The sequence below is a fragment of the Pantoea anthophila genome, assembly GCF_006494375.1.
GTDB lineage: Bacteria > Pseudomonadota > Gammaproteobacteria > Enterobacterales > Enterobacteriaceae > Pantoea > Pantoea anthophila.
The window spans coordinates 42,916-66,258 of sequence record NZ_VHIZ01000042.1 but is presented as its reverse complement, the minus strand read 5'-3'; the positions used below and the strand labels follow the sequence as shown (position 1 = coordinate 66,258).

Here is a 23,343-nt window from a genome sequence, read left to right as displayed (position 1 = left end):
AATGAATACGCATAAGTTTAATCTGCTATTCCTGGCGACGCTCGCCACCCTGTGTAGTCAGCCTGCGCTTTCTGCACTGAACAGTTATCAGCATGCAAATGGTTCGACCGTGGTGGATATTAATCAGCCGGATGCGAATGGTCTGTCACATAATATGTATCAGAGCTTCAACGTCTCCGAAAAGGGGTTGGTACTGAATAACAGCACCACAGATATGGTTCGCGACAGTGGTAATATTGCCCGGAACAGCAATCTGAATAGCTCAGCCAGTCTGATTCTGAACGAGGTCATCTCAAATAAAGCTTCTTCACTGAACGGCTTTATTGAAGTCGCAGGTCAGAAGGCCGATGTAATTATCGCCAACCCAAACGGGATCACCTGTTCCGGCTGTAATTTTATCAATACCGGACGCGCCACCCTGACCACCGGCACGCCAGTTTTAACCGATGGTGCACTGACGGGCTTTAATGTGACGAAAGGCACCCTTACGGTTAAAGGCAAAGGGCTGACAGGCGCCGATTATACGGACCTGCTGGCGCAGAAAATTACGCTCAATGGCAAAGTTGAGACAACCCAGCTGAAAGCGATTGCCGGTAAATACACCTATAACAGGGCCTCGGGTCAGGCCACAGCCAGCACGACGGGCCGGACTGGCGGCAACAGCATCGATGTCAGCGCGCTGGGCGGAGCAACAGCAGGCCTGATCCAGCTGCAAACCACGGAAGCCGGTGCGGGCGTCAACAATAATGGCGTCCTGAATGCCAACAGCCTTTATATCTCAACCAATGGCACGTTAACCAACAACGGAACCCTTGACGCTGGCGTGATGAGCATCGCAGCCAGCGGCAGCATGACGAACAAAGGGACGCTTTCTGCCAGCCAGGCTGCTCTGCAGACAACAAATACATTCACGAATGAAGGCACTGTTAAAGCCACCAACAACGCCAGCATCGTGAGTTATGGAAAAGTGACTAACAACGAGAAAGGGCAGATCAGTGGCGATGGCACCGTCAGCCTTTTTTCGCTGGCGGGAGATATCGAAAATAAAGGCGCCATCAGCACGGCTGGAGCCCTGACAATGCAGACCGGCTACAGCACGGTGAATGGCGTTATCACGCCTGTCGCCAACACCAGCCTGATTAACTCCGGCTCGATTCAGGCGGACACTATTGGCTTATACGCCGTTAAAGGGGTCAGCCTCCGGTCAGGCGATGTTACCGCACAGAGCACAGCCTCTGTTTCTGCCGTAACTGTCTCTAACGCCGGAACCCTCACAGCGCAGAATGCCTCTCTCGTTTCTGACGACTTTAGCAATCAGGGCGTGATGCAGGCGACTGAGCGGTTAAGCGTGACCGGTAAAAGTGGAATTTCTAATAAGGGTACCCTGAAGGCGGCAACCCTGGCGCTGACAACGGATGGCAAAATCAGTAATACATCCTGCCGGCTGTGGTTATTGTGCAGGCAGGGCACCATGAAAGCGGATAAAATTTCGATTTCAGCCCCTAAGATCACTACCATTGCTGATTTAGATGGTGATTACACCACGCAGCTTCTGGAATTGAACAAGCCTGAAACAGACTCCAGCCTGTAACCGGGCCATAAAAAAACCCAGCCGAGGCTGGGTTTTTTGTTGCCGCCGAACCCGCAGGTTCAGGTGCCTTTTAATCTTATTTTTTAGCGCCTGGCACGCTGAAACGCTTGTTAAAGCGGTCAACACGGCCACCAGTTGCCACTTCACGCTGCTTACCGGTATAGAACGGGTGGCATTTACCACAGACGTCCAGGTTCAGTTCGTGAGTCAGTGTTGAACGGGTGTGGATCTCGTTGCCGCAGGTACATTTGATAGTAACTGCTTCGTATTTCGGGTGAATACCTTGTTTCATGGGAAACCTCATAGAAGGCCGTGTCGCTCTCCGTGCCAGGCGTAAACCTGCACAGCACCACACGCGGTTGAACATTATAGGGTGTACTCCGGCAAGGTCTTTCTCACCGAAGGCGGCATATCATACAGAGAAGTTATCATTGCTGCAAATTTATCCTGGGATACCCGCCATCCGGGTCCAGCGTGTACACTAGCCCTCCCGATGCCCGAGCCGGAAAGAGAGAGTTATGCCCGTTGTCCAGGTTGCCCTGCCCGTCCCCTTGCCCCGCCTGTTTGATTATCTGCCGCCACAGGGCGCGCAGCCGGTCATGGGTGGTCGCGTAAGTGTGCCCTTTGGCAATCGCAGGATGATCGGCATTGTGGTCGCCCTGCGTGAGAGCAGCGATCTGCCCGAAGGACAGCTCAAGCGCGTCATTGAGGTGCTGGATAGCGAGTCACTCTATCCCTCTTCGCTGTGGCGCATCCTTAACTGGGCCGCCAGCTACTATCACTCTCCCCTGGGCGAAGTGCTGAACCATGCCATTCCGGTGCTGCTGCGTCAGGGCAAACCCGCGCAGGATAACCCATTATGGCGCTGGGAAATTACCGAGCAGGGCCGGGCGACCATGCCGGAGAGTTTAAAGCGCGCGCCCAAACAGCAGCAGGCGCTGGCTGCCCTGCGTCAGCAGCCGCTCTATCGCCATCAGGTCAGCGAACACGACCTGACGGAGGCGACGCTTCAGGCTCTGCGCACCAAAGGGCTGTGCGAGCTGTATGAGCATCAGCCGCAGCGGCACGACTGGCGAACCACCTTCGCCATTAAAGGCGAACGCCTGCGTCTGAATACCGATCAGGCGATGGCGGTCGGTGCGATTCGGGCAGATGACGAACATTACGCCGCCTGGCTGCTGGCGGGCATCACCGGTTCCGGCAAAACGGAGGTCTACCTCAGCGTGCTGGAGAATGTGCTGGCTCGGGGAAAACAGGCGCTGGTGCTGGTCCCGGAGATCGGCCTGACCCCGCAGACCATTGCCCGTTTCCGGGAGCGTTTTGATGCGCCGATTGACGTGCTGCACTCCGCCTTAAACGACAGTGAGCGGCTGGCCGTCTGGTTACGTGCGCGGCGCGGGGAAACGGCAATTGTGATTGGCACCCGCTCGGCGCTGTTTACCCCGCTGGCCCGGCCGGGGGTCATCATCATTGATGAAGAGCACGACAGCTCTTACAAGCAGCAGGAGGGCTGGCGCTATCAGGCGCGCGATCTGGCTGTGTTTCGCGCCCATGAAGAAAATATCCCGATTGTAATGGGATCGGCGACGCCCGCGCTGGAGACGCTGCACAATGTGCGCAGCGGCAAGTATCGCCAGCTCGACCTGACAAAGCGCGCAGGCAATGCCAGACCGGCGCTGCAACAGCTGATCGACTTAAAAGGTGTGCAGCTGATCGGCGGCCTGGCACCGGGCCTGATTGGCAAAATGCGTCAGCATCTGCAGGCGGATAATCAGGTGCTGCTGTTTCTTAACCGCCGCGGCTTTTCGCCCGCCCTGCTCTGTCACGACTGCGGCTGGATTGCCGAGTGTCACCGCTGTGACCGCTACTACACGCTGCATCAGCATCATCGCCAGCTGCGCTGCCACCACTGCGACAGCCAGCGTCCGCTTCCTCATCAGTGCCCGCAGTGTGGCTCAACTCACCTGCTGCCGGTCGGTGTCGGCACGGAACAGCTGGAACAGCAGCTCGGCACGCTGTTCCCTGGCGTGCCGGTGTCGCGAATCGATCGTGATACCACCAGCCGTAAAGGGGCGCTGGAGCAGCATCTGGCCGATGTGCATCGCGGAGGGGCGCGCATTCTGGTTGGTACTCAGATGCTGGCGAAGGGTCACCACTTCCCTGACGTTACGCTGGTGTCGCTACTGGATGTCGATGGGGCGCTGTTTTCCGCCGATTTTCGGGCGGCGGAGCGCTTTGCTCAGCTCTATACCCAGGTCGCCGGCCGTGCCGGGCGTGCCGGTAAGCAGGGCGAAGTCCTGCTGCAGACCCACCACCCGGAACATCCGCTGCTTCAGACCCTGCTGCACCAGGGCTATACGGCGTTTGCGCAGCAGGCACTGCTGGAGCGCCAGGCGGTTCACCTGCCACCCTGGAGCCGCCATGCGCTGTTTCGCGCTGAAGATATGGATAATCAGCAGGCAGCTGAATTTCTGCAACAGCTTCGTAACCTGCTGGAGGCCAGTCCGCTCAACGATCAGGCCATGTGGTTTATGGGGCCGGTCCCGGCCCTGCAGCCAAAACGCAGCGGCCGCTGGCGCTGGCAACTGCTGGTTCAGCACCCTTCCCGGCAGCGTCTGCAGCAGTTGCTGAGCAGTTCGCTGCCGCTGATTTCCACCCTGCCCGCCGCGCGCAAAGTGAAATGGACGCTGGATATTGACCCTACCGAGAGCTGATCTCCGCTGACGTTGCGAGCCAGATCGAAAAATGTCGCATAAGTCACAATTTTTATGCAAATTAAGTAACAACCAGCCACGCAATCGTTAACAATGTGGCTGGTTTGCCTCTGAGCAGGCAAAAACAGAATCGAACACGCCATAATGCGTCAGGAGCATGTGTTGGAGCAGAATCAACAACCGCCCGCCGCCACGATGAAGGATGTCGCGGAACATGCGGGTGTCTCAACCGCCACCGTATCGCGTGCGCTGATGAATCCGGAGAAAGTTTCTGCGGCCACCCGACAGAAAGTCGAACAGGCCGTTGCCGCCGTCGGCTATGCAGCACATGGTCCCACACGCAACGCGCGTCGCAATGAGACCCGAACCATCCTCGTCATTGTCCCTGATATCTGCGATCCCTTCTTCAGTGAAATCATCCGCGGCATTGAAGTCACGGCAGCCGAAGAGGGTTATCTGGTGCTGATTGGCGACTGCGCTCATCAGAATCAGCAGGAGCGAACCTTTCTCAACCTGATGGTGACACGCCAGATAGATGGCATGGTCCTGCTGGGCTCACAGTTGCCCTTTGATGCCGGCATTGATGAGCAGCGCAACCTGCCGCCGATGGTGATGGCGAATGAGTTTGCGCCCGAAATGTCACTGCCCTCCGTGCACATCGACAACCTGACCGCCGCGTTTGAAGCGGTTAATCATCTGCTGCAGTTAGGTCACACACAGATTGCCTGCATCGCCGGGCCGGAAGAGATGCCGCTCTGTCAGTATCGTTTACAGGGCTATGTCCAGGCGATGCGGCGCAGTGGCCTGACGGTCGATCCCACCTATATTTGTGCGCGGCGATTTCACCTTTGAAGCGGGCGTTGCCGCGATGAATCAGCTGATGACCCTGCCGCAACCACCGCGCGCGCTGTTCTGCCACAGCGACATTATGGCGCTCGGGGCGATGAATCAGGCCAGACGCTGCGGGCTGCGGATACCCGACGATCTCTCTGTGGTGGGGTTCGATGACATCGAGTTGTCGCGCTACTGCGAGCCGCCGCTGACTACCGTTACCCAGCCGCGCTATCAGATCGGCCGCGAAGCGATGCTGCTGCTGCTGGATGAGCTGAATGGCAAACGGGTCATCAGCGGTTCGCGGCTACTGGACGCGGGTCTGACCATTCGGGGCAGCACGGCGCGCGCAAAAAAGCGTGAAAAATAAGCGTATTCGCCGCGCTTTTTCAGTAGATTCTTAAAGCGAACACTGCTGGTCAAAGTTCCGACCCTTGAGTAACATGGCGGACTCCTTGCCGGGCGCGTAAAAATCATCATTTCGCCCATCTGGCACTATTTTTGAAGGGTATAAGAACGAGAGTGGCACAAAAAGATTACGTAGGCCGCGGGCGTTCAACAGGGACGCGTCGCAAAAAAAGCCCCAGCCGCGGCAAGAAGAGCAAAGGCGGTTCGGGAACATCCAAACTGATGATTGTACTGGCGGTCGCCGTGCTGGTGACCTTTGCCGGTGGTTTATGGTTCCTGGCGCATCACAAGAAAGAGGACGTGCCGGTCATTACGGATCATAAAGCCAACGGCAATGGCTTACCGCCGAAGCCCGAAGAGCGCTGGAAATATATTAAAGAGCTGGAGAACCGTCAGGTTACCGTGCCGACCCCTATCGAACCTTCATCGGGTGGCGAGGTGAAGTCGCAGACGCAGCTGACTGACGAGCAGCGCCAGCTGCTGGAGCAGATGCAGGCGGATATGCGCCAGCAGCCAACGCAGCTGAACGAAGTGCCGTGGAACGAACAGACACCAGCGCAACGTCAGCAGACGCTGCAGCATCAGCAGCAGTTACAGCAGCTGCAACGCCAGCAGCAGCAATTCCAGCAACAGCAGCAACGCCAGCAGCAGCAGGTTCAGCAACAACAGCTGCAGCAGCAACGTCAGCAGTTGCAGGCTCAACAGCAGCAACAGCGCCAGCAGCAGTTGCAGCAGCAACAACAGCGTCAGCAGCAGCTGCAGTTACAGCAGCAACGTCAGCAGCAGCAGCAGCAGCAGCAGCAAAATGTTCAGCGCCAGACGCAGCCTGCGCCAGTTACGCGGGAACCCGAGGTGCAGTCAAAACCGCAGGAGACCGCGAAAGCGAAACCGGCGGAGAAAGCCTCTTCGCAGCGCTGGATGGTGCAGTGCGGGTCATTCAAAGGCACCGACCAGGCAGAGTCAGTGCGTGCCGGTTTAGCCTTTGAAGGATTTGAAAGCCGCATTACGACCGGTGGCGGCTGGAATCGCGTGGTGATTGGTCCGTATAAAGATCGCGCCTCTGCGGACAGCACACTGAAGCGTCTGCGCAGTTCCGGCCACTCCGGCTGCATTCCCCTCTCAATCGGGGGTTGAAACCCGTCAAACCCGCCCCATATCTGTTGCATGATACTCCGCGCCCCGTGCGCGGAGTCCTTTTCCGACTGCAACAAGGGGTCTGCCCGTGACAACAATAGTAAGTGTACGACGCAACGGCCAGGTAGTGATTGGCGGTGATGGCCAGGCTACGCTCGGCAATACCGTGATGAAAGGCAACGTTAAAAAAGTGCGTCGTTTATACAACGATAAGGTGATTGCCGGATTTGCTGGCGGCACCGCAGACGCCTTCACCCTGTTTGAGCTTTTCGAACGTAAACTGGAAATGCATCAGGGCCACCTGGTGAAAGCCGCGGTGGAACTGGCTAAAGACTGGCGTACTGACCGTATGCTGCGTCGACTTGAAGCCCTGCTGGCGGTCGCGGATGAGTCCGCCTCACTGATCATCAGCGGTAATGGTGATGTAATTCAGCCTGAAAACGATCTGATTGCCATCGGCTCCGGCGGACCTTTCGCCCAGGCCGCGGCACGTGCGCTGCTGGAGAATACCGACATGGGCGCGCGCGACATCGTTGAGAAGTCGCTGAACATCGCAGGCGATATCTGCATCTACACTAACCATAACGTTAATTTCGAAGAATTAACCTCCAGGGCGTAAAGGTATAACTATGTCTGAGATGACTCCACGCGAAATCGTCAGCGAACTGAACCGCTTTATTATCGGCCAGGACAGCGCCAAGCGCGCCGTGGCTATTGCACTGCGCAACCGCTGGCGTCGCATGCAGCTGGATGAAGAGCTGCGCCATGAAGTGACCCCGAAAAACATTCTGATGATCGGGCCGACCGGTGTCGGTAAAACGGAGATCGCCCGTCGTCTGGCTAAACTGGCCAATGCGCCCTTTATCAAGGTCGAGGCGACCAAATTTACCGAAGTGGGTTATGTCGGTAAGGAAGTCGATTCGATCATTCGCGACCTGACCGACTCTGCCATCAAGATGGTGCGCAGCCAGGCGATTGAAAAGAACAAATACCGTGCAGAAGAGATGGCTGAAGAGCGCATCCTGGATGTTCTGATTCCGCCAGCCAAAAACAACTGGGGCCAGTCAGAGCAGAGCGCGGAACCTTCTGCAGCGCGTCAGTCGTTCCGTAAAAAACTGCGCGAAGGTCAGCTGGATGACAAAGAGATTGAGATCGACCTGGCCGCCAGCGGTCCGGGCGTCGAAATCATGGCGCCTCCGGGAATGGAAGAGATGACCAGCCAGCTGCAGTCGATGTTCCAGAACCTTGGCGGCCAGAAGCAGAAACCTCGCAAGCTGAAGATCAAAGAAGCGATGAAGCTGCTGATCGAAGAAGAAGCGGCAAAACTGGTGAATCCGGAAGAGCTTAAACAGGACGCCATCGATGCCGTCGAGCAGCACGGTATCGTGTTTATCGATGAGATCGACAAAATCTGTAAGCGCGGCGGCCAGAATGCTGGCGGTCCGGATGTGTCACGCGAAGGCGTTCAGCGCGACCTGCTGCCGCTGGTGGAAGGCTGCACGGTCTCAACCAAGCACGGTATGGTGAAAACGGACCACATTCTGTTTATCGCTTCGGGCGCGTTCCAGGTTGCCAGCCCGTCCGATTTAATCCCGGAACTGCAGGGCCGTCTGCCTATCCGCGTTGAACTGCAGGCGCTGACCGTGAATGATTTCGAGCGCATTCTGACAGAGCCTAACGCGTCTGTGACCGTGCAGTACAAAGCGCTGATGAATACCGAAGGCGTGAATATTGAGTTCACCGAGGATGGTATCCGCCGGATCGCTGAGGCCGCATGGCAGGTTAACGAAACCACCGAAAACATCGGTGCGCGTCGTCTGCATACCGTACTGGAACGTCTGATGGAGGATATCTCCTATGACGCCAGCGATCGTCACGGTGAATCGGTCACCATCGATGCTGACTATGTGGGTAAACATCTGGATGAACTGGTGGCTGACGAAGACCTGAGCCGCTTCATTCTCTGATTCACGGAAGTCGCACTTTTCAGAAGCCCAGCCGAACCGGCTGGGCTTTTTTATGCATGTTCTTGATCGAACGATGCTTTTTTCAGGGTGATGATTTTGCCAACAATCTGCATATAGCGATATACTTAGCATTCCTGTGGCAAACAGACGAAACCCTTATGAAATACGATACATCTGAACTCTGCGATATCTACCATGAAGAAGTGAATGTTGTTGAACCGCTTTTTTCAAACTTTGGTGGGCGCACTTCATTCGGTGGTCAGATTACCACAGTGAAATGCTTTGAAGACAACGGCTTACTCTACGACCTGCTGGAAGAAAATGGCCGCGGTCGGGTGCTGGTGATTGATGGCGGCGGTTCCGTGCGTCGGGCGCTGGTGGATGCGCAACTGGCACGTCTGGCAGCCACTAACGAGTGGGAAGGCCTGGTCATCTACGGGTCAGTACGTCAGGTTGACGAGCTGGAAGAGCTGGAAATTGGCATTCAGGCGATTGCCGCCATTCCGGCCGGCGCGGCGGGTGAAGGGATTGGCGAAAGCGATGTGCGCGTCAATTTCGGCGGCGTGACCTTCTTTTCCGGTGACCATCTCTATGCCGACAATACCGGTATCATTCTGTCAGAGGATGCGCTGGACCTCGAATAAGGTCCGATAGCAGACATGAAAACGGGTGCCTGAGCACCCGTTTTTCACATCAGCTGAGGCTTCAAACCTCTTCCATTTTTCCCAGCAGTGCGCGCAGACGTTCCTGCCAGACGTGCTGCTCTTCTTTCAGGTGCTGATTTTCACGCATCAGCGCATCGTGGTTGCCCGCGACTTGTTGCGCATCGTTACGCAGTGAGTTGTTCTGCTCTTTCAGCTCTTCGATTTCCATCTGCAACAGGGTGATGGTATCAATCGCCTGCTGTACTTTCGCTTCCAGTTTCTCAAACACTTCAAATGACATCTTTCTGACCTCTCCTAAATTCCTGCAAGGCGTTGATGATGCCAGCGCTAGCCAGCAACGTTGTCCCGATTGTATGTACCCTCACCCCGCAAGTCCAGCAACGCGGGCGCGCCGGGCGTAGTCTGTAACACTTTTCAGTCTATGCCTGAATTTATGCTGCGCTCCGATCAACGGCACACAGAGATCTCTCCGCCACGCCCGCTATCCGGCGCATTTAAGGGCGAAAGAAAGCCGGAATACGCGAAAACGCGCATTTTTATGACACAGTACACAAAAAATGATTTCGCTATTTCTCGTTTATGTTCGTTAACGATAAATTCACACCAACCCTACAATAAAGCTGGGCGACTCATGGAATGAGAACAAAAACTGATAAAATTTAACCTCGCTTCAGGAACCACTATTATGAGTCAGACAACTAACACGCTCAAAGGTCAGTGTATTGCCGAATTTCTGGGGACAGGCTTGATTATTTTCTTCGGTGCGGGCTGTGTGGCCGCACTGAAACTCGCCGGTGCCGCATTCGGTCAGTGGGAAATCTGCATCATCTGGGGGCTGGGCGTTTCCATGGCCGCCTACCTCACCGCAGGCATTTCGGGTGCGCACCTGAACCCGGCCATTACCGTGGCGCTCTGCCTGTTTGCTAATTTTGAAGGACGTAAAGTTCTGCCTTACATCATCTCACAAGTTGCCGGTGCCTTTTGTGCCGCAGCGCTGGTCTATGGCCTCTACTACAGCCTCTTTATTGACTATGAGCAGAGCCATCAGATGGTGCGCGGCACGGTTGAGAGTCTCGACCTGGCGGGCATCTTCTCAACCTATCCTAACCCGCACATCGGCGTCGGTCAGGCATTCCTGGTTGAGATGGTCATCACGGCGGTACTGATGGCGGTCATTATGGGTCTGACGGATGACGGTAACGGCATCCCACGCGGCCCACTGGCACCCCTGCTGATCGGCCTGCTGGTCGCGGTAATTGGTGGCGCAATGGGTCCGCTGACCGGCTTTGCCCTGAACCCGGCACGTGATTTCGGACCGAAGATTTTCGCATGGCTGGCAGGCTGGGGTAACGTTGCCTTCACCGGCGGTCGTGACATCCCTTACTTCCTCGTTCCGATTTTTGGCCCGCTGGTCGGTGCCTGCCTGGGTGCCGTAGGTTATCGCGCACTGATTGGCCGCTATCTGCCAGGCACCGCGAAGGAACCTGCCAGTGTTCCTGCAGACAAACCGGTTGCACGCGCTCAGCAGCGTAAAGCGTAAGTTTCACTTTTTATCATCAGGACTGAATTTATGACTACCACAGATAAAAAATACATTGTCGCGCTCGATCAGGGCACAACCAGTTCACGCGCCGTGATCCTCGATCATGACGCCAACATCGTCGCCGTCTCGCAGCGTGAATTTACCCAGATCTACCCGAAAGCGGGCTGGGTTGAGCATGATCCGATGGATATCTGGGCCTCTCAAAGCTCCACGCTGGTTGAAGTGCTGGCACACGCCGATATTCGCTCCGATGAAATTGCCGCTATCGGTATCACCAATCAGCGTGAAACCGCTATCGTCTGGGACAAAGAGACCGGTAAGCCGGTCTATAACGCCATCGTCTGGCAGGATCCCCGCACCGCCGACTACTGTAACAAACTGAAGAAAGAGGGACTGGAAGAGTATATCCAGCACACCACCGGTCTGGTGATTAACCCCTACTTCTCCGGCACCAAAGTGAAGTGGATCCTCGATAACGTGGAAGGCGCGCGTGAGCGTGCGAAACGTGGCGAGCTGCTGTTCGGCACCGTTGATACCTGGCTGGTCTGGAAAATGACCCAGGGCCGCGTGCATATCACCGATTACACCAACGCCTCCCGTACCATGATGTTCAACATTCACAAGCTGGAGTGGGATCAGCGCCTGCTGGATATCCTGGATATCCCGCGTGAAATGCTGCCGGAAGTGAAATCGTCGTCTGAAGTCTATGGTCAGACCAACATCGGCGGTAAAGGCGGCACGCGTATTCCTATCGCCGGTATTGCCGGTGACCAGCAGGCGGCGCTCTATGGCCAGCTCTGCGTCCAGCCTGGCATGGCGAAAAATACCTACGGCACCGGCTGCTTTATGCTGATGAACACCGGTACTGAAGCGGTAACCTCAACGCATGGCCTGCTGACCACCATCGCCTGTGGCCCGCGTGGTGAAGTGAACTATGCGCTGGAAGGGGCGGTGTTCATCGGGGGCGCCTCGATTCAGTGGCTGCGCGATGAGATGAAGCTGATCAGCGATGCCGCTGACTCTGAATACTTTGCGATGAAAGTGAAAGATACCAACGGCGTCTACATGGTGCCGGCATTCACCGGTCTGGGCGCACCTTACTGGGACCCGTATGCCCGTGGCGCGATCTTCGGTCTGACGCGCGGTGCGAACGCTAACCACATCATCCGCGCCACGCTGGAGTCGATTGCTTATCAGACCCGCGACGTTCTGGAAGCGATGCAGAACGATGCGAACACCCGTCTGCAGGCGCTGCGTGTGGATGGGGGCGCGGTGGCCAACAACTTCCTGATGCAGTTCCAGTCTGACATCCTCGGCACCCGTGTTGAGCGTCCGGAAGTGCGTGAAGTTACGGCGCTGGGTTCAGCATATCTGGCGGGTCTGGCCGTCGGCTTCTGGCAGGATCTGGATGAAGTCCGTGCAAAATCGGTGATTGAGCGTGAGTTCCGTCCAAGCCTGGAGACCACCGAACGTAACTTCCGCTATGCCGGCTGGAAAAAAGCCGTCGCCCGCGCGCAGGCGTGGGAAGAAGAAGAGTAATACCGGGGCCCGCGACGGTCTGCGTCGCGGGCCTTTTCCCCGCCCCACTCTCCCGCTGTGTTACACTGCCTGTCTGTTTTTTGTCAGGCAGAGACCATGAAACGAGAACTTGCCATTGAATTTTCCCGCGTAACCGAAGCTGCCGCTCTGGCGGGCTATCACTGGTTAGGGCGCGGCGACAAAAATGCGGCCGATGGCGCGGCTGTTCATGCCATGCGTCACGTCCTCAACTCCATTGAGATCGACGGCCAGATTGTGATCGGCGAAGGCGAAATCGACGAAGCCCCGATGCTCTATATCGGTGAAAAAGTCGGCACCGGTCGCGGCGACGCGGTCGATATTGCGGTCGATCCGATTGAAGGCACCCGCATGACGGCGCTGGGTCAGGCTAACGCGCTGGCCGTCATGGCCGTGGGCGACAAGGGCAGTTTTCTCCATGCACCCGATATGTACATGGAGAAGCTGATTGTGGGACCGGCCGCCCACGGGGCAATCGATCTCGACCTGCCGCTGGAAACCAACCTGCGTAATATCGCTATCGCGATGAACAAGCCGCTGTCGCAGTTAACCGTGTCGATTCTGGCAAAACCCCGCCATGACGCGGTGATTGATCAGCTGCAGCAGCTGGGTGTGCGGGTCTTCACCTTCCCGGATGGCGACGTGGCCGCCTCCATTCTGACCTGCATGCCGGACAGCGAAGTGGATGTGATGTATGGCATCGGCGGTGCGCCGGAAGGCGTGGTCTCTGCGGCCGTCATCCGGGCGCTGGACGGCGATATGCAGGGCCGGCTGCTGGCGCGTCATCACGTTAAGGGCGACAGCGCGGAAAACCGTCTGCTCGGCGAGCAGGAGCTGCAGCGCTGTGCAGAGATGGGGATTGAGGCGGGGAAAAAGCTGACGCTGAGTGAGATGGCGCGCAACGACAACGTGGTCTTTGCCGCCACCGGCATTACCAGTGGCGAGCTGCTGAAAGGCATTACGCGTCAGGGCAATATCGCCACCAGCGAAACCCTGCTGATTCGCGGTAAATCACGCACCATCCGCCGTATCCAGTCGATTCACTATCTTGACCGCAAGGATCCGGCGCTTCATCCGTTTATCCTGTAACCGCCTGGTTGCCGCGCTCCGGCTGACGTGAGAGCGGCAACCAGCAGAGCAGCATCACCAGCGCCGTGAAGAACATCAGCATCCCCAGGCTGAACTGGTCGCGCTGCGGCATCATCGCTGACAGCCAGGCGACCAGACCCGATCCGAGGTTCATCAGCCCGCCAATCAGCGCGCCCGCGCTACCCGCCAGCCAGGCATAAGGCTCCATAGCGCCAGAGGTTGCCAGCGGAAAGAGCATACCGGCACCAAAAAAGAAGAGCGCGGCCGGCACCAGCAGGGTCCAGATATTCATCACGCCGAACCACGCCGGGATCCACATCAGAATGCCCGCCAGCAGGCAGCTGTTCACGCCCCACCACATCAGGCTATGCCAAGAGCCCTGCTCGCGTCCGGCAAACCAGGCGCCAAAGAAGGCCGCCGGAATCGGCAGAATAAACAGGATACTGACAGTCAGGCTGTGCAGGCCCAGCACGCCGCCCAGTAATACACCGCAGCTCGACTCAAATACCGCAATTCCGGCGAGCGCACCAATCAGCAGCACGATATAGCGGACGAAATTCGCGTCGCTGAGCAGACGGACATAGCGTTTAAAGAAGGGCGTCACTTCCGCACTCTGCGGCCGGGTCTCCGGCAGCCAGCGCGCCATCGCGCCGGTTACCGTCAGGCAGAGCAGCAGCAGGAAGGCAAAGCAGGCATGCCAGCCAAAGAGCTGGGTCAGCAGCGCGCCAATCACCGGTGCCAGCAGCGGGCTGACCAGAATGCCCATATTCAGCAGGCTGTTAGCACGGCGCAGCGCGTGACCCTCATAGAGATCGCGCGGCATGGTGCGGGCCATCACGCCAGCCACGCCGGTTCCCAGCCCCTGCACGGCGCTGCCAAGCACCAGCATATCCAGCGAGGTCGCCATCAGCGCGGTCACCGCCCCGATCATAAAGATCAGCATGCCTGCCAGGATCACCGGGCGCCGCCCCACGCTGTCCGACAGCGGGCCGTAGATCAGTTGCGATCCGCCATAGGTCATCAGATAGGCCGCCATCACGCGTTGCAGCGCGCCATCCCGCACGTTCAGCGCATCGGCCATTACCGCCATGGCCGGAACATAAATGGTCTGCGCCATCTGACCCACGGCCACCAGCACAATGAGCATCACCAGCAGCGGGCGATTTTCCAGTTTCGTCATCATGGTTATACAAAATATCTTTCTGTGAAAGGAGGTTAAAACAGCGGTTCACCCGCCGGACATCTTATTATGGCGGGCAAAATATCAGGATTAGGTGACAAAGCGAGAGGCAGACGAAAAGGTCCTGGCTTGCGTCTGTCAAGTTTATGCACCAGCCTGTAAAGGGAATGCAACAGTTTGTCGATTCGAGCCTTTGCGAGGGCGCAGGCTGGCAATCGCGCCGGGCAGCCGCGAAAATAGTGACCTGCCTGAATCATCAACAACCAGGGAGTGAGTATGGCTGAGTGGGTCAATGCTGAAGTTAAGGAAGTCAAAAACTGGACGGATGCGCTGTTCAGTCTGCGGGTGACGGCACCGGTCGATCCCTTTATCGCCGGGCAATTTGCCAAACTGGCGCTGGAAATTGAGGGGGAACGCGTGCAGCGCGCTTACTCCTACGTCAACGCGCCGAAAGATGATCTGCTGGAGTTCTATCTGGTTACGGTGCCAGAGGGCAAGCTCAGCCCGCATCTGCAGGCCCTTCAGCCAGGCGATCAGGTGATGGTCACCAAAGAAGCCGCGGGCTTCTTTGTGCTGGATGAGGTTCCGCCCTGCAGGACGCTGTGGATGCTGGCGACCGGCACCGCTATTGGTCCTTACCTGTCGATGCTGCAGCAGGGCGAAGGACTGGAACGCTTTGAAAATATCGTGCTGGTACATGCCGCACGTTATGCGGCCGACCTGAGTTTTTTACCGCTGATGCAGCAGCTGCAGCAGCGTTATCGGGGCCAGCTACAGATTCAGACGGTGGTAAGTCGCGAAGAGATTGCCGGGTCGCTGACTGGCCGGGTGCCTGCGCTGATTGAGAATGGCGAGCTGGAGCGGGCCACCGGTCTGACACTGGATGCAGAGAGCAGCCATGTGATGCTGTGCGGTAACCCGCAGATGGTGCGTGATACTCAGCAACTCCTGAAAGAGACACGTGAGATGCGCAAACACCTTAAGCGTAAGCCGGGACATATCACCAGCGAACATTACTGGTGAGCCGTTGAGCGGTATCGCACCGGCTGGGTCGCCGGGCCAAACCGGTTAGCGCCGGGGGAGCCGCGAAAAACGCCGAGGTCGAGCAGCAGGCCCGCCAGTAAAACAAAGGGAATGGCGCGTCCCAGCAGCCAGGGCAGGATGCCCGCCAGCATGCTCCAGTTCCCCACCACCAGCAGCCAGGCCACGATTACCAGCAACCCCCAGTAGCCGGGACGATCGCGATCGTGCAGCCGTTTGACGATCACTGCGCTGGCAGGCCACAGCAGGCAGACCACGCCAAAGGCCGCCATCTGGGTATCGAGCCAGTCGTTAGCCGCCAGCACGAAGAGCAGTGTCGTTGTCAGCAGCCAGACCGCCTGCCAGATCCAGAAATCACGTCGTCCCAGCCGGCCGCGCCAGGAAAAACACCATTGTTGTAACGTCATGCTTTATCATCCGGAAAAGAGAGCTGCCGCGCTTTTGACCTCGCGGATAAAAACCGTTTTAATTTGCGCCTGAGTTTACGGGACAGGATCGACAAAATGAAGAATTTGCCTGGCGCACTGCTGTTATCGTTTGCGCTGACGGTTCCGGTCTTTGCCGCCGATCCGCCACCGCAGGAGCGAACCGATGCGCTGCCTCCCGCCCCCTATCTGCTGGCGGGTGCGCCCACCTTTGATATGACTATCGGCCAGTTTCGCGAAAAGTATAATCTGGCCAATGCCGCGCTCATCCTGCCGGAGTATCGCGCTATTGATAATCGCGGTGACAAAAGCAACCTGACGCGGGCTGCCAGCAAAATCAATGAGACGCTCTACGCCTCTACGGCGCTGGAGCCCGGCACCGGCAAAATCAAAACGTTGCAGATTACCTGGCTGCCGTTACCTGGCCCGGATCAGAGCGCCTCGCAGCAAAAGGCGCTGGCCTACATGACCGCCCTGCTGCGCTTCTTTGTGCCGGGATTAAGTGCCGAAGAGGGGCGTAAAAAGCTGGAGGCGTTGCTGAATGCCGGCAAGGATTCACCCTACTATGCGCAGGTCGACGGCGCGCTGCGATTTGTCGTCTCTGACAGCGGTGACAAGGGGCTGACCTTTGCGATTGAGCCGGTCAAACTGGCGCTCGCCAGCCCCTGATGATGTGGCCGAAAATGACGAAAAGCAAAGCCATCGCAACATTTGATCTCTATACTGTCTGGCAGACAACGCTGCCGGCTGGCAGCGATTTTTCATGTATCGCGTTATGCGGAGGATAGAATGCGACATCCACTGGTTATGGGTAACTGGAAGTTGAATGGCAGCAAGCAGATCACAGCTGAACTGATCGCCGGTCTGCGCAAGGAACTGTCTGGCGTTGACGGTTGTGGCGTTGCCATTGCACCGCCGGCACTCTATCTCGAGCAGGCAAAACACGCCCTCTCCGGTAGTCACATTGCACTGGGTGCACAGAACGCAGACGTTAACCTGTCTGGTGCCTTCACCGGTGAAGTTTCCGCAGAGATGCTGAAAGATATCGGCGCGAAATATATCATTATCGGCCACTCAGAGCGTCGTACTTACCACAAAGAGAGCGACGAGTTCATCGCTAAGAAATTCGCGGTGCTGAAGTCAGTGGGTCTGGTTCCCGTGCTCTGCATCGGTGAAACCGAAGCAGAAAACGAAGCGGGTAAAACCGAAGAAGTCTGCGCTCGTCAGCTGGATGCCGTGCTGGAAACCCAGGGCGCTGAAGCGTTCAACGGTGCGGTCATCGCCTATGAGCCCGTCTGGGCTATCGGTACCGGTAAATCGGCGACCCCAGCGCAGGCTCAGGCCGTGCACAAATTCATCCGTGACCACATCGCGAAGAAAGATGCGGCAGTCGCGGAGCAGGTCATCATTCAGTACGGCGGCTCCGTTAACGACAAAAATGCGGCAGAGCTGTTCACCCAGCCTGACATCGATGGTGCGCTGGTTGGCGGTGCGTCACTGAAAGCTGACGCGTTTGCAGTCATCGTGAAAGCGGCGGCGGCGGCAAAAAGCGCCTAAGCGTTGATGCACAGATTAAAGGCGGCTTAAGCCGCCTTTTTTATGGGCGCAATCAGCTGGCAGCTATGATCCTGCACCTCCTCCGCCGACCCGCTATTCAGCAGCAGCCAGTTTCGCTCTACCGCCATCAGCACCAGTCGCCCGTCGCTTAACTGCGCCAGCGCCAGTCCATATTTCCCCATCTCTGTGCGCGCCTGTGGCCGCTCACTGGCCAGACGGATAAAAGCACTCTGCTGCGCCAGTTCGGCTGGCGTCAGGGCACGCAGCCAGTAGTGATGCTGACGCAGCGTGCTGCGCTGCCACTGGCCGTTAAGCTGCGGCGTCAGCGTATCAAGTTGCCGACGCACATCGGGGCGCAGGCAGGAAAGATGAATATGAAGCTGGTTCTGGGTGCGGCCATACTCTGAATTAATAGCCAGCGACAGAACCCGGTCGTCAATCGGCGAGCCATGCCGCTGGGCTAACAGATAGCGTTCATGCCAGGCAAAGGCAAAATAGTTGGGTGTGGCGGGCTGAAGTAAGCGCGGGCTTTCTATGCCCGTGATCCTGTCGAGCGGAATCAGCAGAAACTGCAATGGCCCATGGATATCTTTCAGCATGGCATAACGATGTGGCCGATCGACACGCTGACAGGGCGCAGGGTTGCCACTGCTCTGCTGGTGGGGCACACATTTCTCGCTGACGATCTGCCACAGCGCATCACTGTTCTTTTTAAAATGCAGTGCGGCCGCCAGCATCCCCGCAATGACCAGCACCAGCAGGATCGCCATCCCGCGGGCTGCATGACGGTGTATCGGCATAACAACGCTTCCTGAGTGGCTTCGCAGCCTGCATCCTCGCCTGGCGGGAAAAGAATGTCACGGGGAATTCTGGCTGATAGCGCAGCAGGGGTGGAGAAGAGAGAGGTGTCGCGTTAAGCGGTCAGCGCAGAGATGCGCTGACCGCCATGCCTTACGGTTTCATGACCTGGTCATAGCTGCCGCCATCGGCGAAGTGGGCTTTCTGAGCCTGTGTCCAGCCACCAAACTTGTCCTGAATGGTGAACAGTTTCACGGGCGCAAAGGTGCTGGAAAATTTCTTCGCAATCTCAGCATCACGCGGACGGTAGTAGTTCTGCGCAGCAATCGTCTGGCCTTCCGGCGAATAGAGGTATTTCAGATAGGCGTCCGCAACCTTACGCGTACCCTTTTCGTCCACCACCTTATCGACTACCGACACGGTCGGCTCAGCCAGAATAGATTCACTCGGCGTCACAATCTCGAACTTATCTTTGCCCAGCTTGTTCACCGCCAGATAGGCTTCGTTTTCCCAGGCGATGAGGACGTCACCAATGCCGCGCTCAACGAAGGTGTTGGTCGCGCCACGCGCACCGGAGTCCTGCACCTCAACGTTTTTAAACAGCGCTCTGACGTAAGCCAGCGCTTTAGCCTGATCGCCATTGTTGTGATCCAGCGCCCAGCCCCAGGCCGCCAGATAGTTCCAGCGTGCCCCGCCGGAGGTTTTCGGGTTAGGGGTGATGACAGAGACACCTGGTTTGATCAGGTCGCTCCAGTCATGAATGCCTTTGGGATTGCCTTTGCGTACCAGGAAGACAATGGTCGAGGTGTAAGGAGCGGAGTTGTCCGGCAGGCGCTGAAGCCAGTTTTTATCAATACGCCCGCGTTCTGCAATGGCATCGACATCGGATTGCAGGGCCAGCGTCACCACATCCGCCCGGATGCCGTTAATTACGGAGGTTGCCTGCTTGCCGGAGCCGCCATGGGACTGACGCACCACGACGTTGTCGCCGGTTTCCTGTTTATAGTGCGCACTGAACGCTTTGTTGTACTGTTCGTACAGCTCACGCGTTGGATCGTAGGACACGTTAAGCAGCTGAATGTCTTTTGCCAGAACGCTGGTTGAGGCCAGCAACAGGGTAACGCCGATACTCCACTTGTTCATTACGCACTCTCCCAATGTCGTTATGGGCGTAGCGTGACATAAACCAATACAGAGCTTAAAGAATTAAAAATAAGTGGTTATAACTGTGGGGAATATAGGCTGGCGATGCCGGGGCGTGCGGTAACGCACACCCCGCAGGGGGATCAGTAGAGTTTTTTCGCGGTGTCGAGCCAGTCGCGCTTAAACGGACGCTTCATGTTTTCAATCGCGTCGATGATGTCGTGATGCACCATCTTCTCATTCTGAATACCAACACAACGACCGCCGTAGCCCTGCATCAGCAGCTCAATGGAGTAAGCGCCCATGCGTGACGCCAGAATACGGTCATAGGCACAGGGCGCGCCACCACGCTGAATATGGCCCAGCACGGTGGAACGGGTTTCGCGTTTGGTTTCTGTTTCGATAAAGCGCGCCAGATCGTCGATATCGCAGATATGTTCGGTAATCGCCACGATAGCGTGCTTTTTCCCTTTGGCGATGCCCGCTTTGATTTCCGCAACCAGCTCTTCACGGGTATAAGGGAATTCCGGCAGCACGATGAACTCACAGCCACCCGCAATGGCCGCCGCCAGCGTCAGATCGCCGCAGTAGCGGCCCATCACTTCAACGATGGAGATACGCTGATGCGACGAAGAGGTATCACGCAGGCGGTCAATGGCCTCCACCACGGTTTCCAGCGCCGTAAAGTAACCGATGGTGTAATCCGTTCCGGCAACGTCGTTGTCGATGGTGCCCGGTAAGCCGATGCAGGGGAAGCCCATTTCGGTCAGACGTTTCGCCCCCATGTAGGAGCCATCGCCGCCGATCACCACCAGCGCGTCAATGCCGCGCTTTTTCATGTTCTCGATGGCCACCTGGCGAATATCTTCATTACGGAATTCAGGAAAGCGCGCAGAGCCCAGGAAGGTGCCGCCGCGGTTGATCATGTCGGAGACGCTGTAGCGATCGAGATTGATCATGCGGTCTTCGTACAATCCCAGATAGCCATCATAGATCCCAAAAACTTCCAGTCCTTCACTCAGCGCGGAACGCACGACTCCACGAATAGCTGCGTTCATGCCTGGGGCGTCACCGCCGCTGGTTAATACACCAATTTTTTTGATCATGACAACCTCTGGATTTTTAAAACGAAGGGTTAATCCTGCCTGTCGATCGCTGCTGAACATCATTAAAGGCCAGCGCGACATGTGATGGCAGATAGTATATCAAAGGCTTGCTGCTGAATTGATTCAGGTCAGACAACTTTTCACTATTTTTTGCAGCAATGTTAGCGTTACGTCGTCCCTTACGTATCAAATTGATTCGTTTAGGTTAAAAACCTGGAGAATCCTCCTTCTCGAACGGTACCACAGAACAGGGGTCCTGATGGATAATTACGTCTGACCCGGGAAATGCGTCGCGTAACGCCCTCTCAACCTGATCGGCCACACGGTGCGCCTGCACCAGGGGCAGCTGGTCTTCAAGCTCCAGATGCAGCTGAATAAATTTTGTCGGGCCGGACTGGCGGGTACGCAGATCGTGCACCCCCTGCACCTGGGGCCAGTTCGTCGCCAGCGTCAGAATCTGCTGACGCTCCTCTTCCGGCAATGCGCGATCCAGCAGGGACTGCACTGCGTCGTAGCCCATACGCAACGCGCTGTAGAGAATAAAAATGCCGATTCCCAGCGCGAACAGGGCATCTGCCCTTGCAAAACCATAGCTGCTCAGCACCAGCGCGATCAGAATCGCGCCATTCATAATGACATCGGACTGATAGTGCAGCATGTCAGCCCGAATGGCCTGACTGCGGGTTTTCCGCACCACCCAGCGCTGAAAGGCCACCAGTAACAGGGTTGAACTCAGCGCGACAATCGTCACCACAATCCCGACACCGGGAGCCCGCAGAACATCCGGCGACGCCAGATGTTGCAGGCCGGTCAGGAACAGAAACAGCGCCGAGCCCGAAATAAACATGCTCTGAGCCAGTGCCGCCAGCGATTCCGCTTTACCATGCCCGAACGTATGATCTTCATCGGCGGGCTGCAGCGCATAACGCACCACCAGCAGATTCGTGAGTGACGCGGCAATATCAACCAGCGAGTCCACCAGCGAAGCGAGCAGACTCACCGAACCGGTGTACCACCAGGCAAAGATTTTCACGATCAACAGCACCGACGCGAGAAGGGTAGCGGCCAGCGCAGCACGCTTTACCAGTCGGCCATAAGAGGGTTGCATGCCGGATCCCCTGCACCCCATCATCAGATGAGGCGTATTCAGATGGAAGAAAGGCTGAAGTTTAACACCCTGAGGCGGGCAGTGCTTAAGGAGGCGCAACGGAGAGAGGTTCTTTACGGCGGGGGCAACCGATAAAAACAAGCCCCGGCCTTTGAAAAGGACGGGGCAGCGTGTTATACACATCAGTTACATCAGTGCCAGACCCTCAGTTTCTGGTCTGTTCAGGAAACGTTGCAGCTGTTACTTTTTGCCGCCTTTCTTACCGGCTTCTGATGCTTTTTCACGATCGTTTTTAAAGTTTCCGCCGCCGCTGTTCTGGCCGCCTTTTTTACCGGCTTCAGAGGCCTTTTGCGGATTATCTGCGAAATTACCTGAACCACCACGATGCTCTGCCATAATTTACTCCGTTAATAGATTCATTCGGGATTACATAATGTGGTTGTTGCTCCCTGAGACTTCGCGAAATCACTTCACTTCCCTGCAGTGACAGGATTAAGTGTAGATAAAGCCAGGGCGCCAGCAAGCGCAACGGTAAAATCCCTATCTTACTGAAAAATAGTATTTATTTTTCCGAACAGCCGAATAAATATACTCTTTTCAACGGGTTAAAATATTTTTTCCCTGTTTTGCCTTGCCGGTGCGCTTAAACGCAACCAGAACCCCGGTCAGTTCATCTTTCAGCAACTAAAAGCCGGTAAAGGGCCAATAGCGCTAACAAAACCGGGGTTTTGTTGTGCGGTGATGATTCGGGTCAAAACAGAAAAAGTGAAAAAAAGATAAAAAAAACCCCCGCCATCATGGCGGGGGAAGACAGGGATGTGTCTATGGCAAGGAAAACAGGGATACTATGTTACTGGTTACTGCTGGTACTACTCACTGCCTGCAGCGATGAGGCCGACTGCAAATTCGAAAACTGGCGCAGCTCGTTCAGCCGCCGCTGGTAGTTCTTCTGTAACGTGGCCTGCTGGGCCGGCGTTAACAGCTGAAACATCTGATTCTGTACGCGTGCCATCTCAACCTGCTGTTCAACCTGAACTCTGGCGATAATTTCCGCTCTGTTGCGGATGGCCGCTTCGTTAAACTGGTCTGCAGTCACTAACTCATGAAGTGCTGCGATATCGTCAATATGAACCACCGGGCGATCATGTCGGGCCTGTTGCATCAGGTCACGCATCTGCTGACGTTGCTCTTCAGTCAGCTCAATGCCATCGAACATGTGGCTTTGCGGATTTTGCGTCATACTGCCTGTCGGAAATCCGCCATGATGCATCTCGTCAATCGTCGTCGCATCTTTAGCACCTGCACTGGCGATACTCAGGGTCATCGCTGAGGCAAGGACGACGGCGGTTAATTTGCGCATCGTGTACTCCAGTTCGTTCCGTTTTGCGATTCAACGAGAGCCAGTGTACGGCGACAGCTGCAAACATCCGTCAGGGGGTGTAAAACTACGTAAAGCGATGGATAGGTGCGCCAGGAACACGGTATT

The 23,343-nt window shown here is 56.5% G+C and carries 22 protein-coding genes and 1 pseudogene; 13 read left to right on the top strand and 10 right to left on the bottom strand.

The window, feature by feature from the left end; translation table 11 throughout:
- The first annotated feature begins 1 nt into the window (after position 1).
- Entirely contained in the window at positions 2-1,591 is a 1,590-nt protein-coding gene (locus FJW00_RS11160) for a two-partner secretion domain-containing protein (RefSeq protein WP_140924101.1), read from the top strand.
- A gap of 76 nt (positions 1,592-1,667) precedes the next feature.
- Here the strand turns inward: FJW00_RS11160 and rpmE are convergent, their stop codons facing one another.
- The gene (gene rpmE / locus FJW00_RS11155) at positions 1,668-1,883 is read right to left on the bottom strand and encodes a 50S ribosomal protein L31 (RefSeq protein ID WP_003851227.1); all 216 of its coding nucleotides are present in this window, start codon (positions 1,881-1,883) and stop codon (positions 1,668-1,670) included.
- Positions 1,884-2,109: 226 nt separating this feature from the next.
- Here rpmE and priA point away from each other — a divergent pair, with 226 nt between their 5' ends.
- The 6 genes and pseudogenes from priA (at position 2,110) to rraA (ending at position 9,289) form a co-directional block, all read left to right on the top strand.
- Positions 2,110-4,305, top strand: a complete 2,196-nt coding sequence (gene priA / locus FJW00_RS11150) for a primosomal protein N' (protein ID WP_140924099.1) — start codon at positions 2,110-2,112, stop codon at positions 4,303-4,305.
- Positions 4,306-4,467: 162 nt separating this feature from the next.
- A pseudogene (gene cytR, locus FJW00_RS11145) lies at positions 4,468-5,506 on the top strand (DNA-binding transcriptional regulator CytR).
- A gap of 152 nt (positions 5,507-5,658) precedes the next feature.
- Entirely contained in the window at positions 5,659-6,678 is a 1,020-nt protein-coding gene (ftsN, locus tag FJW00_RS11140; RefSeq protein WP_140924097.1) for a cell division protein FtsN, read from the top strand.
- An 88-nt stretch (positions 6,679-6,766) separates the two neighbouring features.
- Positions 6,767-7,297: an ATP-dependent protease subunit HslV gene (gene hslV / locus FJW00_RS11135; RefSeq protein ID WP_009088029.1), complete on the top strand. Its 531-nt coding sequence runs from the start codon at positions 6,767-6,769 to the stop codon at positions 7,295-7,297.
- A 10-nt stretch (positions 7,298-7,307) separates the two neighbouring features.
- Complete coding sequence (gene hslU / locus FJW00_RS11130; RefSeq protein WP_009088030.1) at positions 7,308-8,645, top strand: ATP-dependent protease ATPase subunit HslU; 1,338 nt, start codon at positions 7,308-7,310, stop codon at positions 8,643-8,645.
- 158 nt (positions 8,646-8,803) lie between these two features.
- Entirely contained in the window at positions 8,804-9,289 is a 486-nt protein-coding gene (rraA, locus tag FJW00_RS11125) for a ribonuclease E activity regulator RraA (protein WP_009088032.1), read from the top strand.
- 61 nt (positions 9,290-9,350) lie between these two features.
- Here the strand turns inward: rraA and zapB are convergent, their stop codons facing one another.
- Positions 9,351-9,590 (bottom strand): cell division protein ZapB, encoded by a 240-nt coding sequence (gene zapB / locus FJW00_RS11120; protein ID WP_003851242.1) that lies wholly within the window; start codon positions 9,588-9,590, stop codon positions 9,351-9,353.
- Between the two features lie 405 nt (positions 9,591-9,995).
- On the opposite strand from zapB, the gene FJW00_RS11115 reads away from it, so the two are divergent.
- From FJW00_RS11115 to glpX, 3 genes are all read left to right on the top strand, one after another.
- A complete protein-coding gene (locus FJW00_RS11115; protein WP_009088034.1) occupies positions 9,996-10,850 on the top strand; it encodes an MIP/aquaporin family protein in 855 nt (284 codons plus the stop codon).
- 30 nt (positions 10,851-10,880) lie between these two features.
- Positions 10,881-12,392, top strand: coding sequence for a glycerol kinase GlpK (gene glpK, locus FJW00_RS11110; RefSeq protein WP_009088036.1), 1,512 nt, complete (start codon positions 10,881-10,883; stop codon positions 12,390-12,392).
- Between the two features lie 96 nt (positions 12,393-12,488).
- A complete protein-coding gene (glpX, locus tag FJW00_RS11105) occupies positions 12,489-13,499 on the top strand; it encodes a class II fructose-bisphosphatase (RefSeq protein ID WP_009088038.1) in 1,011 nt (336 codons plus the stop codon).
- On the opposite strand, the gene emrD is transcribed toward glpX, so the two are convergent.
- Positions 13,489-14,682: a multidrug efflux MFS transporter EmrD gene (gene emrD, locus FJW00_RS11100; protein ID WP_082668189.1), complete on the bottom strand. Its 1,194-nt coding sequence runs from the start codon at positions 14,680-14,682 to the stop codon at positions 13,489-13,491. The genes glpX and emrD overlap by 11 nt on opposite strands.
- Before the next feature lie 273 nt (positions 14,683-14,955).
- Here emrD and fpr point away from each other — a divergent pair, with 273 nt between their 5' ends.
- Positions 14,956-15,702 (top strand): ferredoxin--NADP(+) reductase, encoded by a 747-nt coding sequence (gene fpr, locus FJW00_RS11095; protein ID WP_140924095.1) that lies wholly within the window; start codon positions 14,956-14,958, stop codon positions 15,700-15,702.
- On the opposite strand, the gene FJW00_RS11090 is transcribed toward fpr, so the two are convergent.
- Positions 15,693-16,127, bottom strand: coding sequence for a DUF805 domain-containing protein (locus FJW00_RS11090; RefSeq protein WP_009088044.1), 435 nt, complete (start codon positions 16,125-16,127; stop codon positions 15,693-15,695). The genes fpr and FJW00_RS11090 overlap by 10 nt on opposite strands.
- A gap of 96 nt (positions 16,128-16,223) precedes the next feature.
- On the opposite strand from FJW00_RS11090, the gene FJW00_RS11085 reads away from it, so the two are divergent.
- Positions 16,224-16,814 carry a DUF1454 family protein gene (locus tag FJW00_RS11085; protein ID WP_009088047.1) on the top strand — a complete coding sequence of 197 codons (591 nt, stop codon included), beginning with the start codon at positions 16,224-16,226 and terminating at the stop codon, positions 16,812-16,814.
- Between the two features lie 120 nt (positions 16,815-16,934).
- Entirely contained in the window at positions 16,935-17,702 is a 768-nt protein-coding gene (tpiA, locus tag FJW00_RS11080) for a triose-phosphate isomerase (RefSeq protein ID WP_009088051.1), read from the top strand.
- 26 nt (positions 17,703-17,728) lie between these two features.
- Here the strand turns inward: tpiA and FJW00_RS11075 are convergent, their stop codons facing one another.
- From FJW00_RS11075 to cpxP, 6 genes are all read right to left on the bottom strand, one after another.
- The gene (locus FJW00_RS11075; protein ID WP_009088053.1) at positions 17,729-18,502 is read right to left on the bottom strand and encodes a CDP-diacylglycerol diphosphatase; all 774 of its coding nucleotides are present in this window, start codon (positions 18,500-18,502) and stop codon (positions 17,729-17,731) included.
- 151 nt (positions 18,503-18,653) lie between these two features.
- The gene (locus FJW00_RS11070) at positions 18,654-19,643 is read right to left on the bottom strand and encodes a sulfate ABC transporter substrate-binding protein (RefSeq protein ID WP_009088055.1); all 990 of its coding nucleotides are present in this window, start codon (positions 19,641-19,643) and stop codon (positions 18,654-18,656) included.
- A gap of 143 nt (positions 19,644-19,786) precedes the next feature.
- On the bottom strand, positions 19,787-20,749 hold the full coding sequence (gene pfkA / locus FJW00_RS11065; protein WP_009088057.1) for a 6-phosphofructokinase: 963 nt from the start codon (positions 20,747-20,749) through the stop codon (positions 19,787-19,789).
- Positions 20,750-20,954: 205 nt separating this feature from the next.
- A complete protein-coding gene (gene fieF / locus FJW00_RS11060) occupies positions 20,955-21,857 on the bottom strand; it encodes a CDF family cation-efflux transporter FieF (RefSeq protein ID WP_140924093.1) in 903 nt (300 codons plus the stop codon).
- A gap of 240 nt (positions 21,858-22,097) precedes the next feature.
- Positions 22,098-22,253, bottom strand: coding sequence for a con-10 family general stress protein (locus FJW00_RS11055; protein WP_003851267.1), 156 nt, complete (start codon positions 22,251-22,253; stop codon positions 22,098-22,100).
- 454 nt (positions 22,254-22,707) lie between these two features.
- Complete coding sequence (gene cpxP, locus FJW00_RS11050; RefSeq protein ID WP_046100843.1) at positions 22,708-23,217, bottom strand: cell-envelope stress modulator CpxP; 510 nt, start codon at positions 23,215-23,217, stop codon at positions 22,708-22,710.
- Between the last annotated feature and the right edge of the window lie 126 nt (positions 23,218-23,343).

What these genes read in the sequence shown, in the direction of transcription:
- FJW00_RS11160 (WP_140924101.1), top strand. Translation starts at nt 2, where the DNA reads ATGAATACGCATAAGTTTAATCTGCTATTCCTGGCGACGCTCGCCACC.
- rpmE (WP_003851227.1), bottom strand. Translation starts at nt 1,883, where the DNA reads ATGAAACAAGGTATTCACCCGAAATACGAAGCAGTTACTATCAAATGT.
- priA (WP_140924099.1), top strand. Translation starts at nt 2,110, where the DNA reads ATGCCCGTTGTCCAGGTTGCCCTGCCCGTCCCCTTGCCCCGCCTGTTT.
- hslU (WP_009088030.1), top strand. Translation starts at nt 7,308, where the DNA reads ATGTCTGAGATGACTCCACGCGAAATCGTCAGCGAACTGAACCGCTTT.
- rraA (WP_009088032.1), top strand. Translation starts at nt 8,804, where the DNA reads ATGAAATACGATACATCTGAACTCTGCGATATCTACCATGAAGAAGTG.
- zapB (WP_003851242.1), bottom strand. Translation starts at nt 9,590, where the DNA reads ATGTCATTTGAAGTGTTTGAGAAACTGGAAGCGAAAGTACAGCAGGCG.
- FJW00_RS11115 (WP_009088034.1), top strand. Translation starts at nt 9,996, where the DNA reads ATGAGTCAGACAACTAACACGCTCAAAGGTCAGTGTATTGCCGAATTT.
- glpK (WP_009088036.1), top strand. Translation starts at nt 10,881, where the DNA reads ATGACTACCACAGATAAAAAATACATTGTCGCGCTCGATCAGGGCACA.
- glpX (WP_009088038.1), top strand. Translation starts at nt 12,489, where the DNA reads ATGAAACGAGAACTTGCCATTGAATTTTCCCGCGTAACCGAAGCTGCC.
- emrD (WP_082668189.1), bottom strand. Translation starts at nt 14,682, where the DNA reads ATGATGACGAAACTGGAAAATCGCCCGCTGCTGGTGATGCTCATTGTG.
- fpr (WP_140924095.1), top strand. Translation starts at nt 14,956, where the DNA reads ATGGCTGAGTGGGTCAATGCTGAAGTTAAGGAAGTCAAAAACTGGACG.
- FJW00_RS11090 (WP_009088044.1), bottom strand. Translation starts at nt 16,127, where the DNA reads ATGACGTTACAACAATGGTGTTTTTCCTGGCGCGGCCGGCTGGGACGA.
- FJW00_RS11085 (WP_009088047.1), top strand. Translation starts at nt 16,224, where the DNA reads ATGAAGAATTTGCCTGGCGCACTGCTGTTATCGTTTGCGCTGACGGTT.
- tpiA (WP_009088051.1), top strand. Translation starts at nt 16,935, where the DNA reads ATGCGACATCCACTGGTTATGGGTAACTGGAAGTTGAATGGCAGCAAG.
- FJW00_RS11075 (WP_009088053.1), bottom strand. Translation starts at nt 18,502, where the DNA reads ATGCCGATACACCGTCATGCAGCCCGCGGGATGGCGATCCTGCTGGTG.
- FJW00_RS11070 (WP_009088055.1), bottom strand. Translation starts at nt 19,643, where the DNA reads ATGAACAAGTGGAGTATCGGCGTTACCCTGTTGCTGGCCTCAACCAGC.
- pfkA (WP_009088057.1), bottom strand. Translation starts at nt 20,749, where the DNA reads ATGATCAAAAAAATTGGTGTATTAACCAGCGGCGGTGACGCCCCAGGC.
- fieF (WP_140924093.1), bottom strand. Translation starts at nt 21,857, where the DNA reads ATGCAACCCTCTTATGGCCGACTGGTAAAGCGTGCTGCGCTGGCCGCT.
- FJW00_RS11055 (WP_003851267.1), bottom strand. Translation starts at nt 22,253, where the DNA reads ATGGCAGAGCATCGTGGTGGTTCAGGTAATTTCGCAGATAATCCGCAA.
- cpxP (WP_046100843.1), bottom strand. Translation starts at nt 23,217, where the DNA reads ATGCGCAAATTAACCGCCGTCGTCCTTGCCTCAGCGATGACCCTGAGT.